We start from the raw sequence: 12,628 nt of genomic DNA on the forward strand, positions 1-12,628 counted from the left end.
TATGGCGGGTGGGCTTGAGCCCGCCCTTTTTTCCTGGCCATGGTTTGAAGAATCAACTTGGCAACTCCCCAAAACTTGGGTAAAGAGCGCCGCTATACATGCGCGTGCGGCCCGCTTGGCCCGACTCACACTCGTGATTTCTGATCCGGTGCGGATATGTCCGTGGCGCGCAACCCAAGATTAACGTACCGTACAAAAGGTCAGAGACACATGGCTAATTCGCCTCAGGCAAAGAAACGCGCCCGTCAGAACGAAAAGCGTTTCGCAATCAACAAAGCACGTCGTTCGCGCATCCGCACCTATCTGCGCAAAGTCGAAGAAGCGATCGCATCCGGCGACAAGGACGCGGCGACCGCGGCCCTGCGTGCGGCTCAGCCCGAGCTGATGCGTGGCGTCACCAAAGGTGTCTTCCACAAGAACACTGCGGCCCGCAAAATGTCGCGCCTGTCCGCGCGTGTCAAAGCGCTGGGTTGAGCTTTCGGGTGACCCTGCGTCACGTCAGAAAAGCTGAACTATTCTGAAAGGCGTCGCACATTGCGACGCCTTTTTTCGTGTTGCCAGAAAACCGCGCCTTCACGAAACCGAGAGATTCTTTCGGCCAAAGACCCGAGTCAATATCGAAGTTTCGTTGCCGCGCCCCGCTTCGAATTGCTACCACTGATGTCAGCGATTCACTCGCTTGGGGGGACAGGCTGTTTACCCGATTGAACTGACGGGCATCAGAACGATCTGGGGACAATTGTCGACGACTGGCGCAAGCCAGGCTGCCGATCTGTCGTGGTTTCCGGGTTATACCCGGTGATCTCGGCCCTGTCTAAAAAATTGAGATTGCGACGTGCAACCCGGTTTTCGGGGCGCTCTGTTATTGTTGAGCGTCAGATTTGGGGTTTGCCGAGCATTCCGGGACAGTCCCGCCAAGCCATTTGGTTTGGCGACAGGATACCTATTGCGTGTGAATACAACACCGGGAAACCGGCTTCGTCTGAATAAGGCTGACAGGCCAATAAGAATGGGATGCGTGAGGCGCTTAATGACACAAGAGAAATGGGGACTACTGCGTAACAAATTGCTGAAGGCCATCGGTCGGAACAACTATACGACCTGGATCGAGCCTTTGGAATTCAAGGAGCTTCAGGATGGCGTGGCGGTTTTCTCGGTGCCGACCAATTTCATGGGCAATTACGTCAGCCAGAATTTTGCGGACCTCATTTTGTACGAGCTGAACACCGCAGGTGAAACTGTACAACGTCTGGATTTCCGCGTCGCCGCAAACTCGCCAGCCCGGCCCAAGCCAGCTGTCGATACGCCGCCGGTGGCAAAGCCGGAACCTGTCGCCGCGCCGAGCGAGGACCCGGCGCAGGACACATTGGAATCGCTTCAGGCCGCCCCGTTGGATTCCCGCTTTACCTTTGACAGTTTTGTCGTCGGCAAACCCAATGAACTGGCCCATGCGGCTGCGCGTCGGGTATCCGAGGGCGGTCCGGTGACCTTCAATCCGCTGGTACTGTACGGCGGCGTGGGGCTGGGTAAGACCCACCTGATGCATGCCATTGCATGGGAGCTGAAAACCAAACATCCCGAACTCAATGTTCTGTACCTGTCGGCGGAACAGTTCATGTACCGTTTCGTGCAGGCCCTGCGCGAGCGTCGGATGATGGATTTCAAACACCTGTTCCGTTCGGTTGACGTTTTGATGGTTGACGACGTGCAGTTCATCGCCGGCAAGGATTCCACTCAGGAAGAGTTTTTCCACACGTTCAACGCGCTGGTGGATCAGAACAAGCAGATCATCATCTCGGCCGATCGCGCCCCGGGTGAGATCAAGGATCTGGAAGATCGGGTGAAATCCCGCCTGCAATGTGGTCTGGTGGTCGACCTGCACCCGACCGATTATGAACTGCGTCTGGGCATTTTGCAGAACAAGGTGCAGCAATACAGTTCATCCTATCCGGACCTGGCGATTGCCGATGGCGTTCTGGAATTCCTGGCGCATCGCATCTCGACCAATGTTCGGGTGCTGGAAGGTGCCCTGACCCGTCTGTTCGCGTTCGCGTCGCTGGTTGGCCGCGAGATCGACATGGAACTGACCCAGGATTGTCTGGCGGATGTGTTGCGCGCCTCGGAACGCAAGATCACCGTTGAAGAGATCCAGCGGAAGGTGTCTGAATACTACAACATCCGCCTCTCCGACATCATCGGCCCAAAGCGCCTGCGTTCTTACGCGCGTCCGCGTCAGGTGGCGATGTATCTGTGCAAGCAGTTGACCAGCCGGTCGCTGCCCGAGATCGGCCGCCGTTTTGGCGGGCGAGATCACACGACGGTCATGCATGGCGTCAAACGCATTGAAGAGCTGAAGCTGACCGATGGTCAGATCGCTGAAGATGTGGAAATGCTGCGCCGGTCACTTGAAGCCTGATCTGCGCCTGTAATGCAGGAAACCGCCCCGGTTCCTCGGGCCGGGGCGTTTCTTGTGCGCATTAGTCCACGGTTGGATCAGAACTGGTGCCTGTCAGGCACGCTGCCCTTGACGCTGGACGCAATCCAACCCAGAAAACCGTAAAAAATCCTTGTGCCTCAGGGTGGAACCGCTAACGTGCCAGTCCCGCCCATGTCGGTACGCAAGTCAGAGGAATTGAGGGTATGAAGATCAGCATCGAACGCGGCACCCTTCTCAAGGCCGTTTCGCAGGCCCAATCCGTAGTGGAACGCCGCAATACCATTCCCATACTTGCCAATGTTCTGATCGAGGCGGAAGGCGATCAGGCGCTGTTTCGCGCGACCGATCTGGATATCGAGGTGGTCGACAAGGCCCCGGCGCAGGTCGAGAAAGCCGGCGCTACCACCGTGGCCGCGACCACTTTGCACGAGATCGTGCGCAAATTGCCCGACGGTGCCCTTGTGACCCTGACCGCCGACAACGCGGCAGGGCGTTTGACGGTTGAGGCGGGTCGGTCGAATTTCTCGCTGGCGACGCTGCCGAAAGAGGATTTTCCGGTCATGGCGTCGTCGGAGTATCAATCAAACTTCACGGCTTCGGCTGCCCTGCTGCGACGGTTGTTTGACAAGTCGAAATTCGCGATTTCAACAGAAGAGACCCGGTATTATCTGAACGGTGTCTACATGCATGTGGCCGACGGATCCGATGGCGGCAAGGTGTTGCGCTGCGTGGCCACCGACGGTCATCGGCTTGCTCGGATCGATGCCGATTTGCCGGATGGTGCAGAGGGCATGCCGGGCGTTATCGTCCCGCGCAAAACCGTGGGCGAGCTGCGCAAGCTGCTGGACGATGATGAAATGGATATTGCGGTTTCGGTCAGCGAAACCAAGGTGCGTTTCGCCACGCCGGATATCACACTGACCTCGAAGGTCATCGATGGCACCTTTCCTGACTACACACGCGTCATCCCGCAAGGAAATACGCGCAAGCTGGAAGTTGATGCCGCCGAGTTCGCACAGGCCGTGGACCGGGTGGCAACGGTGTCTTCCGAGCGTTCGCGTGCGGTGAAGCTGCAACTGGATGGCGACAAGCTGGTTCTGTCGGTGAATGCTCCAGATAGTGGCGCGGCCGAGGAAGAACTGGCCGTTGCCTATGGTGATGAGCGTCTGGAGATCGGGTTCAATGCCAAATATCTGCTGGAGATCGCGTCTCAGGTGGATCGAGAGAATGCGGTGTTCATGTTCAATTCAGCTGGCGACCCGACCCTGATGCGCGAAGGCAATGACCAGAGCGCGGTTTACGTCGTCATGCCAATGCGCGTCTGATCGCGCGGACGCGCGATGCCTCCGGCGGGAGTATTTTTGAAAAGATGAAGGGAGGGGTCATGGGATTGGCCCTGACCGAGCTTACGGTCTCGCATTTTCGGTCTCACAAGCTGGCGCGGTTGTCTCTGGACGGGCGGCCGGTGGCGATTCACGGGCCGAACGGGGCGGGCAAGACCAATATTCTGGAAGCGGTATCCTTGTTTTCACCCGGTCGCGGAATGCGGCGGGCAAGCGCGGCCGAGATGACGCGGCGACCCGAGGCGTTGGGCTGGAAACTGTCGGGACTGTTGCAATCGCAGGGTCAGAATTTCGAAATCGAAACCTGGTCTGAGGGCGGTGCAGCGCGGCAGGTAAGGATTGATGGAAAGACCGCCACCCAGATTGATCTGGGCAAACTTGCGCGGGTGGTCTGGCTGGTTCCGTCCATGGACCGCCTGTGGATTGAAGCGGCCGAAGGCCGGCGCCGGTTTCTTGATCGCATTGCGCTCAGTTTTGATCCGTCTCATGCGGAGGCCGCGCTGACCTACGAAAAAGCGATGCGCGAACGGAACCGTTTGCTGAAAGAGCAGGTGCGTGACGCGCATTGGTATGCCGCGCTTGAGGGTCAGATGGCGGAGATGGGGCATCGTATCCACGCAGCGCGATTGGCGGCGTTGCACCATCTGAGGGTGGCGCAGGATCAGGCGGAAACGGCATTTCCGTCTGCCGAGTTGGAATTGGTGCAAACCGAAGGTGCGATGCCCGAAACGGCTGAGGATTTGCGCGAGGCTTTGAATGAAAGTCGGTTCAGGGATCTGGCTGCGGGCCGGACTTTGGTCGGGCCGCATCGGTCGGATCTCTATGGCGTGTTTGCTGCCAAGGGTGTTCCGGCCAAGGATTGTTCCACCGGTGAGCAGAAGGCGCTGCTGGTTTCATTGATCCTGTCCAATGCACGAGCTTTGGCCGCAATGGTGGGGGCGCCACCAATCGTATTGCTGGATGAGGTGGCCGCACATCTGGACGCGGGTCGGCGCGCCGCACTTTATGACGAGATTTGTGCGTTGGGTGCTCAGGCCTGGATGACGGGCACCGGGCCTGAACTGTTTGAAGAGTTGGGTGACCGGGCCCAGTCGCTGGTCGTTTCCGAAGGCGATGAGGGATCAGTCGTGGCGGTTTAGGCCGGTTCGTTGACTTTACGTTCCCACAGGAAGCCGCGCATGACTTCATCGACTGGCGTTTTGGCCATGTGGTTGACGTAGTTCGACATGGTTTTCTGTGCCAGACCCAGCACCACGTCCAGAACCGCGCGATGCGAATAGCCCGCGTCGAAGAACGCCTGAAGCTGTTCCTCGGTCGGGTTGCCACGGGTTTCCATCACTTGCAGGGTGAAGGTGCGCAGCGCTTCGAGCTTGGCGGAAGGCAGTGGAGTTTCATTGCGCAGAGCCTGGGAGATTTCGTCTGATACCTTCATCATCTTTGCGATGCCGGTGTGCGCGGGCACGCAATAATGGCATTCGTTTTCCACATTGATGGTCTGCCAGACGACGGTTTTCTCATCGTTGTCGAAATCGGTCTGCAAGAACAGGCCGTGCAAAACCTGATAGCCTTCAAGGTGCTGTGGGCTTTCTGCCATCACCTTATGCAGGCCCGGCAAACGTCCAAAAGCGGCCTGGGACTTTTCCAGCAGAGGTTTGGATGCTTCGGGTGCGGATTCGAGGTCATGAGACGGGAAGGTGGCCATGTCGGATCTCCTGTTTCTGGCGCGATGGGTGGTATTTAGGGTTTCTTGAGTGATCACTCAAGTATATATTTGAGCGAACGTTCAAGAATTGGTGATGCCGATGCCCCGTAAACCTGCATATGATCGCGACGCGTTGATCGCGAAGGCCCGTGACATCTTTTGGCGTCAGGGCTGGGCTGGTACGTCGCTGAAAGACCTGGAGCGGGAATTGAAGCTGAAACCCGGCAGTTTCTACGCGGCTTTCGGGTCGAAAGATGCGCTCTATGCGTTGACGCTGGAACGCTACACGCAAGAAGGTGTGGCGCGCCTGAAAGCCCTTGCTGAAAGACTGGGGCCGAAGGAAGCGCTCAAGGCGCAACCTCGTCTGGTCATCGAAGCGGTCGAGAACCCGGCAAAGGCCTGCATGTTGGCAAAAACATATGCTGAGTTGCAGGCGAAGGATCATGCGCTTGCGGATCAGGCCGCGCGTCACATGGCGGAAATGAAAGCGTGTTTCGCCGACCTGTTCCGCAGCGCCCAAGCTGCCGGTGAAATCCGGCCCGAACATGACCCGGATCGGCTGGCGGCGCGGTATCAGTCGGATCTTCTGGGGCTTCGGTTGTCGGCTGAACGCAAGGATGTCGATGCGCTGGAAATCGCGGCGGATATCGCTTCTGACATCGACCAGTTGTGAGGTGGATTCGGGTACGCAGAAAACGACCCGAGCATACACAAAATATTGGGGGATCGCGTGACAATCCCCACCAGAAAACGTATAAGGTACCAAAATAATATAGGTACTGACTGAATGTCCGAAGACGCACAGGCTCCCCAGGAATACGGCGCAGATTCCATCAAAGTTCTCAAAGGTTTGGAGGCCGTTCGCAAACGCCCCGGCATGTATATCGGGGACACGGATGATGGCTCGGGCCTGCACCACATGGTGTATGAGGTTGTCGATAACGGGATTGACGAAGCGCTGGCGGGTCACGCCGACCACGTGACCGTGAAAATTCACGCGGATTCCAGCGTTTCTGTCAGCGACAACGGTCGCGGAATTCCGGTTGATATCCACCCGGAAGAAGGCGTGTCGGCAGCCGAGGTTATCATGACCCAGCTGCATGCGGGCGGCAAGTTCGATAGCAATTCCTATAAAGTATCGGGCGGTTTGCACGGTGTGGGTGTTTCGGTGGTAAACGCGCTGTCGGATTGGCTGGAGCTGCGCATCTGGCGCGCGGGCAAAGAGCACGTGGCACGCTTTGAGGGTGGCGAAACAGTAGAGCACCTGAAGGTCGTCGGTGAGTGTGGCGATCGTACGGGAACCGAAGTGCGCTTTCTGGCGTCAACCAACACGTTCTCGAACCTCGAATACTCATTCGAGACGCTGGAAAAACGGCTGCGTGAATTGGCGTTTCTGAACTCGGGCGTGCGGATCATCCTGATCGACGAGCGCCCGGCAGAACGGCTGGAAACCGAGCTGTTCTACGAGGGTGGCGTGAAGGAATTCGTCAAGTATCTCGACCGGTCCAAAACTCCGGCCATGCCCGAGCCGATCTATATCAAGGGCGAGCGCGACGATATCGGCGTCGAGATCGCAATGTGGTGGAATGACAGCTACCACGAGACGGTGCTGCCCTTTACCAACAACATCCCGCAGCGTGACGGCGGGACCCACGTGGCTGGGTTCCGCGGCGCGCTGACCCGGACGATCAACAACTATGCGCAGTCCAGCGGGATCGCGAAAAAGGAAAAGGTCAGCTTCACCGGTGACGATGCGCGCGAAGGTTTGACCTGCGTATTGTCGGTGAAAGTGCCCGACCCGAAATTCTCGTCCCAGACCAAGGACAAGCTGGTTTCCTCCGAGGTCCGTCCGGCGGTCGAAGGTCTGATGAACGAAAAACTGGCCGAGTGGTTCGAAGAGAACCCCACAGAAGCCAAGAGCATCGTCGGCAAGATCATCGAGGCCGCGTTGGCCCGTGAGGCTGCGCGCAAGGCGCGCGAACTGACCCGGCGCAAGACCGCGATGGATGTGAACTATCTGGCTGGCAAGCTGAAGGATTGTTCCGAGAAAGACCCATCCAAGACCGAAGTCTTCCTGGTCGAGGGAGACTCGGCCGGCGGGTCTGCTCAAACCGGCCGGGACAGGCTGACACAGGCCGTTCTGCCCCTGCGCGGTAAAATCCTGAACGTCGAGCGCGCCCGGTTCGACCGGATGCTGTCGTCTCAGGAAATCGGCAACCTCGTCATGGCCCTGGGCACGGGCATTGGCCGCGATGAATTCAACATCGAAAAGCTGCGCTACCACAAGATCGTCATCATGACCGACGCGGATGTGGACGGCGCGCATATCCGGACGCTGTTGCTGACCTTCTTCTATCGGCAGATGCCGGAATTGATCGAGGGTGGGTACCTCTATATCGCGCAACCGCCGCTGTATAAGGTTTCCCGCGGAAAGTCAGAGGTTTACCTGAAGGATCAGGCCGCTCTGGATGACTATCTGATCAATCAGGGCGTCGAAGGCGCTGTTCTGAAACTCGGCTCGGGTGAGGAAATCATCGGCCAGGACCTGACCCGCGTGGTCGACGAGGCGCGTCAGCTGAAACGTGTTCTGGATGCGTTTCCAACACATTACCCGCGCCATATTCTGGAACAGGCCGCCGTGGCTGGGGCTTTCGTGCCGGGTGCGGTGGACGCCGATCTGCAAGGTGTGGCTGACAAAGTCGCCGCGCGGCTGGACCTGATCGCTTTGGAATATGAACGTGGCTGGCAGGGTCGGATAACACAGGATCACGGCATCCGACTGGCCCGTATTCTACGCGGTGTCGAAGAGGTTCGCACGCTGGACGGCCCGATGCTGCGCTCGGGCGAGGCGCGCAAGACCGGCAGCTTTACGCAGAGCCTGCAAGAAATTTACAACTCTCCGGCCACCTTGATCCGTCGTGATCGCAGCCAGATGATCCACGGTCCGCTGGACTTGTTGCGGGCCATTCTGGAAGAGGGTGAAAAGGGCTTGTCCCTGCAGCGCTATAAAGGTCTGGGTGAGATGAACCCTGACCAGCTGTGGGAAACGACACTGGACCCGGATGCGCGGACGCTGCTGCAAGTGCGCGTGGATGACATGGTTGAGGCGGATGATCTGTTCACCAAGTTGATGGGTGACGTCGTGGAACCTCGTCGGGAGTTCATCCAGAAAAACGCCTTGAGTGTTGAGAATCTGGATTTCTGATTATTAGTAGGTTTGCGCATAACACTTCGCACACCCCATAAGTTTGCGCAGTTCGCCCATAGTTTTGCGCTGCGCGATTGTCTGCCCTAGCGGTGAATTCAATCTTTTTTGGAGTAGTCGTTGCGGTTATGGTCCTTTGCGTTGCTCAATCCCGCAAAGGGCCTCCCTATAGAACCTTGGGTTCCATGCGGCCTTTTTGCTTGGATTCTCGCGAACGGCCGCGATGCGCAGAAAGCTGACTTTGCAAAGTCTAGCTTGAGCCCAAAACTGACGTGCACTGAATTAAACGAAATTGGCTTTCGCCGCTTTCTGAAAAAAGGGGTTATGAGTTTCCTTCTTTAATTCGAAGTATCCCAAATCATACCTAGGTAGGAGGAGTTACCATGAAGACAGCGGTTGTGACCGGCGCCGCGGGAGGGATGGGGCAGGCCATCTGCCGCCAATTGCAGACAAACGGATTGCATGTGATTGGTCTGGACCTCAAAGAAGAGCGTCTGAACGAACTGGCATCAGAATTTAGTTCGGACTTCACACCTATTTCCGTTGACTTAACTGATCCTTTGGCCGTGGCTCAAACGTTTGAGCGCATTAGGACAGCCCATGGCGGTCTGGATGCTTTGGTAAACAACGCTGGCACCTGCTTTATGTCTGACTTCCCGCACATTCCGCCCGAGGAACTCGAAAAGCAGATGGCAATCAACTTTAATTCTGCATTCCATTGTTGCCAGCAAGCGGTCCAATTGATGTTAGAACGCGAAGGCATCAAAAAGATTGTAAATATCTCATCGAACGGTGCTTACAATTTCGATGTGTTCGACCCTCCGCACTACCGCGCGTCAAAGGCAGCGATGGATACCCTTACAAAAGACCTCGCCCGTCGATACGCACAGGATAAAATCTGTGTAAATTCTCTGGCACCTGCCATGACTGAGACACCGTTGTTCAATGTCTTGACCGAGGAAGTCTTGAAGAAAGCCGTTAGTGCCATGCCACATGGTCATGCGATGCTACCTGAGCAAATCGCCTCTTGGGTTGGTTTTCTCATTTCACCGGCAGGGGATGTTTCCAGTGGGAATGTGATTATTCTGAACCAAGGGCGCGACGTCAGATAACTCTTTGGTGCGACATCACTTTTCGGAAAAATGGTCCAAGGGGTGGGGTCAGCTGTAGACTTCTGGTGCTTTCTTCAGAACAGGCCACTGCTTTGGACAATGCCCATAGATTACAAAGGCATCTCGCTCGGATGCCAGACGCATCAACCTGTCTGCGCTGGCAATTGCTGCATCTTCGTCCCAAGACCCGGCAAACTTCTCGTCGATTTCTGCTGGTCGGGAAATCGCATCACTGGTCAATAAAATCGCCCCCGACGGAAGATGGACCATCACGGCGATCTGGCCAGGCGCATGGCCTGGCGCCGCCAAAACTAAGATACCCGGCCCAATCTCTACGTCGCCATCAATAACCAGGTAATCCTGCTCGGGCCATTCCATCGGCCGCATATCGCCCCAGTACAACGGGCGAGGTAAGGCTCGCTCGGCAGAGGAGATGAGAATGGGACTGTTTGGAAAGTCGCCCAATGCACCGATATGGTCGATATGGGTGTGCGTACAAATCTGTAGTGTAATGTCTGACGGAATAAGCCCGAGTTTTGCCAGCTGTGCGCGTGGCAGATTGTCTGGTTCGCACTTCAGAACCTCGCCGAACTCATACAATCGATCTTCTTTGACCGCGGCGTCGGTATCAATGGCGTATTTTTCAGGAAATCCAGTGTCGATGAGTATTGCTTCTCCCAAATCTGTCCGGATCAGAAACCCGCAGATACCTATGATGCGGCCAGTGGAATGGACCTTGAACAGCCCGTAGTCCAAAACCGCAAGGTCAATCGGTCGCCCTTTGACAAATCCCTCTGCTTGCACAGACTCTCTCCCTGATTGACTACAAAGATTTTGAGTAGAGCATGAAAGTCAAGATACACACACTCTTTCAGTACCTACTGGATACCACGGAAGCGGATCCAGAAGCTTTCGTTGGGTTTTCCTTGTCCGAGTCGCCGCGTTTGGGTGAGTTCATGGATGCGCTGGATCCAGCGCTGCCGTTGGATTGGAACCAAAACAGCTTTCGGGGTCTGCCTGCTTTACGACGACATGTTTTGGACCGCGCCGGCTTGTCTGATGTTTGCAAGCCAGACGACGTCCTGATCACCGCCGGCGCAGCAGAAGCCAATTATCTTGCATTCATGCAATTGGTCCAACCGGGCGACGAAGTCGTAACGGAACGCCCGGGCTGGCCACAAGCGGGCGTATTGGCAGAGGCAGTTGGCGCGACGCTAAAAGTTGTCGACCGAGAAGAGAGTGCTGGTTGGGTTTTGCCGCTCGACAAAGTTGAGGTCGCAGTATCAGCGCGCACGCGGCTCATCTTTATGACCAACCCCAATAACCCCACCGGGAAGTTGATGACACAAGCAGAGCTGGAAAGGCTTGTCCAAATCGCAGATCGCGTAGGTGCATGGCTGGTTGTTGACGAGGTTTACGCGGGATTGGAGTGGGACGGGTCCCGTGCCCCTTCGATTGCTGGTTTGTATCCAAGGGGTATCACGACGGGCAGCGTTTCCAAGGCACTGGGGCTCCAGGGGCTACGCACCGGCTGGATGATATGCCGTGATTCAGATCTCATTTGGGACGCTATTATTCTGCGGGAAAACTCGAGCGAAATTATGAATATTCTCGGCGAAGTCATCGCCGAAATCGCCTTGAGGTCTGACCGATATAATCAGGCTTTGAAAACTGCACGGGCAGCTGGGATGAAAACGCTGGAACGCCTGGATAGGTTTGTTGCCGATCAGCCCAACCTCGATTGGGTCAAACCTCAGGCTGGATTAATTGGTTTGGCACGGCTCGATGGGATTGATGGCGACGTGTTCGCCAAACGCTTGCTCGCCGATCCCTATCGGACATTTCTACTACCGGGTTCGTCTTACGGGATGCAGAACCACATCCGACTGGGTGTGGGGGGAGGTGCTGCTGCCAACCTCGACCTTGGCCTAGAGCGCATGGACGAACTATTGGCGAACTGGTAGATTTAGGACACTCATTTCGACGGTTCGGGCTGCTAAGTCGGTCAAATAACGTTGCCCGTCCCAAGCTGACACTAAGCCCAATTTTGGTGCAAGTTCACCTGCCATGCGCTCAAAGCTCTCTCGCTAGAATAACGCTGTCGGCGCGCTAGTTCGAAGATGGAACAACTGATTCATAACCAAGGTTCGAAATGACAGGTTGGACAACTGAAAATGTTCAAGACTATCCCCGGCCACCTGCGCTGCGGGAGGTGCCCCATAACTTACGAATAGAGTTTGGCGGTCGAACAATCGTAGAAACTGACCAGGCGTTTCAGGTTCTCGAGACCCACCACACCCCCACGTATTATATTCCGCCGCAAGACATTGATACCGTTCTGACAAAGGCCTCAGGCAGATCATACTGCGAGTGGAAGGGTGTTGCGAGCTACTGGGACGTTCAGAGCGGGGCAACTGCGGCTAAGAAAGCTGCGTGGAGTTATGCTGCACCAACCACCAGATTTGAACGGATCAAGGACTATCTCGCCTTTTACGCCGGACTTATGGATGCTTGTTTTGTTGGTGAGTACCGGGTGATCCCGCAACCCGGGGACTTCTATGGAGGCTGGGTCACCGAGAACTTGAAGGGTCGTATAAAAGGCGCTCCGGGCACGGAATTTTGGTGAGTATTGATGACCGACCCTAAATCCTCGCCAACCCCTTTGGCCGTTCCTACAAGCCGTTTGGTCCGTGTTGCCGGTTTGAGCAGCATGACAGCAGGCATTGTGGGGAACATGGCAGCACGCGCCCTAAGAGAGATCGGTCGCGGAGCGCGACCCGATATGCGTGGTTTGTTGATGACACCCGGCAACGTGACACGAGTCGCGGA

At 56.4% G+C, this 12,628-nt stretch carries 12 protein-coding genes; 10 read left to right on the forward strand and 2 right to left on the reverse strand.

Annotated features, from left to right (window positions below; genetic code table 11):
• Nucleotides 1-210: 210 nt before the first annotated feature.
• The 5 genes from rpsT (at nucleotide 211) to recF (ending at nucleotide 4,919) form a co-directional block, all read left to right on the forward strand.
• On the forward strand, nucleotides 211-474 hold the full coding sequence (rpsT, locus tag ACR0DJ_RS16440) for a 30S ribosomal protein S20 (protein ID WP_170345656.1): 264 nt from the start codon (nucleotides 211-213) through the stop codon (nucleotides 472-474).
• A 556-nt stretch (nucleotides 475-1,030) separates the two neighbouring features.
• A complete protein-coding gene (gene dnaA / locus ACR0DJ_RS16445; protein ID WP_170345655.1) occupies nucleotides 1,031-2,416 on the forward strand; it encodes a chromosomal replication initiator protein DnaA in 1,386 nt (461 codons plus the stop codon).
• A gap of 12 nt (nucleotides 2,417-2,428) precedes the next feature.
• Entirely contained in the window at nucleotides 2,429-2,560 is a 132-nt protein-coding gene (locus tag ACR0DJ_RS16450; protein WP_480686295.1) for a hypothetical protein, read from the forward strand.
• Nucleotides 2,561-2,640: 80 nt separating this feature from the next.
• Nucleotides 2,641-3,762, forward strand: coding sequence for a DNA polymerase III subunit beta (gene dnaN / locus ACR0DJ_RS16455; protein WP_170345654.1), 1,122 nt, complete (start codon nucleotides 2,641-2,643; stop codon nucleotides 3,760-3,762).
• A 59-nt stretch (nucleotides 3,763-3,821) separates the two neighbouring features.
• Nucleotides 3,822-4,919 carry a DNA replication/repair protein RecF gene (gene recF, locus ACR0DJ_RS16460; RefSeq protein WP_425079359.1) on the forward strand — a complete coding sequence of 366 codons (1,098 nt, stop codon included), beginning with the start codon at nucleotides 3,822-3,824 and terminating at the stop codon, nucleotides 4,917-4,919.
• Here the strand turns inward: recF and ACR0DJ_RS16465 are convergent.
• Nucleotides 4,916-5,482, reverse strand: a complete 567-nt coding sequence (locus ACR0DJ_RS16465; RefSeq protein WP_170345652.1) for a carboxymuconolactone decarboxylase family protein — start codon at nucleotides 5,480-5,482, stop codon at nucleotides 4,916-4,918. The two genes, recF and ACR0DJ_RS16465, sit on opposite strands and share 4 nt — an antisense overlap.
• A 100-nt stretch (nucleotides 5,483-5,582) precedes the next feature.
• Here ACR0DJ_RS16465 and ACR0DJ_RS16470 point away from each other — a divergent pair, with 100 nt between their 5' ends.
• The 3 genes from ACR0DJ_RS16470 to ACR0DJ_RS16480 all read left to right on the forward strand — a co-directional run bounded on the left by ACR0DJ_RS16470 (nucleotide 5,583) and on the right by ACR0DJ_RS16480 (nucleotide 9,799).
• Nucleotides 5,583-6,155, forward strand: coding sequence for a TetR/AcrR family transcriptional regulator (locus tag ACR0DJ_RS16470; RefSeq protein WP_480685663.1), 573 nt, complete (start codon nucleotides 5,583-5,585; stop codon nucleotides 6,153-6,155).
• Between the two features lie 114 nt (nucleotides 6,156-6,269).
• A complete protein-coding gene (gene gyrB / locus ACR0DJ_RS16475) occupies nucleotides 6,270-8,687 on the forward strand; it encodes a DNA topoisomerase (ATP-hydrolyzing) subunit B (RefSeq protein WP_257599840.1) in 2,418 nt (805 codons plus the stop codon).
• Nucleotides 8,688-9,070: 383 nt separating this feature from the next.
• Nucleotides 9,071-9,799: an SDR family NAD(P)-dependent oxidoreductase gene (locus ACR0DJ_RS16480; RefSeq protein WP_257599841.1), complete on the forward strand. Its 729-nt coding sequence runs from the start codon at nucleotides 9,071-9,073 to the stop codon at nucleotides 9,797-9,799.
• Nucleotides 9,800-9,847: 48 nt separating this feature from the next.
• Here the strand turns inward: ACR0DJ_RS16480 and ACR0DJ_RS16485 are convergent, their stop codons facing one another.
• Complete coding sequence (locus ACR0DJ_RS16485; RefSeq protein ID WP_480685664.1) at nucleotides 9,848-10,603, reverse strand: N-acyl homoserine lactonase family protein; 756 nt, start codon at nucleotides 10,601-10,603, stop codon at nucleotides 9,848-9,850.
• 41 nt (nucleotides 10,604-10,644) lie between these two features.
• Between ACR0DJ_RS16485 and ACR0DJ_RS16490 the strand changes: the two genes are divergently transcribed.
• Both ACR0DJ_RS16490 and ACR0DJ_RS16495 read left to right on the forward strand, forming a co-directional pair.
• A complete protein-coding gene (locus tag ACR0DJ_RS16490) occupies nucleotides 10,645-11,763 on the forward strand; it encodes a pyridoxal phosphate-dependent aminotransferase (RefSeq protein ID WP_480685665.1) in 1,119 nt (372 codons plus the stop codon).
• A 188-nt stretch (nucleotides 11,764-11,951) separates the two neighbouring features.
• A complete protein-coding gene (locus tag ACR0DJ_RS16495; RefSeq protein WP_480685666.1) occupies nucleotides 11,952-12,425 on the forward strand; it encodes a DUF427 domain-containing protein in 474 nt (157 codons plus the stop codon).
• Nucleotides 12,426-12,628 lie beyond the last annotated feature (203 nt).

The sequence above is a fragment of the Ruegeria sp. BF10 genome, assembly GCF_056538725.1.

Excerpts from the sequence above, each read along its gene's own strand:
- rpsT (WP_170345656.1), top strand. The coding sequence starts at position 211 with ATGGCTAATTCGCCTCAGGCAAAGAAACGCGCCCGTCAGAACGAAAAG.
- dnaA (WP_170345655.1), top strand. The coding sequence starts at position 1,031 with ATGACACAAGAGAAATGGGGACTACTGCGTAACAAATTGCTGAAGGCC.
- ACR0DJ_RS16450 (WP_480686295.1), top strand. The coding sequence starts at position 2,429 with ATGCAGGAAACCGCCCCGGTTCCTCGGGCCGGGGCGTTTCTTGTGCGC.
- dnaN (WP_170345654.1), top strand. The coding sequence starts at position 2,641 with ATGAAGATCAGCATCGAACGCGGCACCCTTCTCAAGGCCGTTTCGCAG.
- recF (WP_425079359.1), top strand. The coding sequence starts at position 3,822 with ATGGGATTGGCCCTGACCGAGCTTACGGTCTCGCATTTTCGGTCTCAC.
- ACR0DJ_RS16465 (WP_170345652.1), bottom strand. The coding sequence starts at position 5,482 with ATGGCCACCTTCCCGTCTCATGACCTCGAATCCGCACCCGAAGCATCC.
- ACR0DJ_RS16470 (WP_480685663.1), top strand. The coding sequence starts at position 5,583 with ATGCCCCGTAAACCTGCATATGATCGCGACGCGTTGATCGCGAAGGCC.
- gyrB (WP_257599840.1), top strand. The coding sequence starts at position 6,270 with ATGTCCGAAGACGCACAGGCTCCCCAGGAATACGGCGCAGATTCCATC.
- ACR0DJ_RS16480 (WP_257599841.1), top strand. The coding sequence starts at position 9,071 with ATGAAGACAGCGGTTGTGACCGGCGCCGCGGGAGGGATGGGGCAGGCC.
- ACR0DJ_RS16490 (WP_480685665.1), top strand. The coding sequence starts at position 10,645 with ATGAAAGTCAAGATACACACACTCTTTCAGTACCTACTGGATACCACG.
- ACR0DJ_RS16495 (WP_480685666.1), top strand. The coding sequence starts at position 11,952 with ATGACAGGTTGGACAACTGAAAATGTTCAAGACTATCCCCGGCCACCT.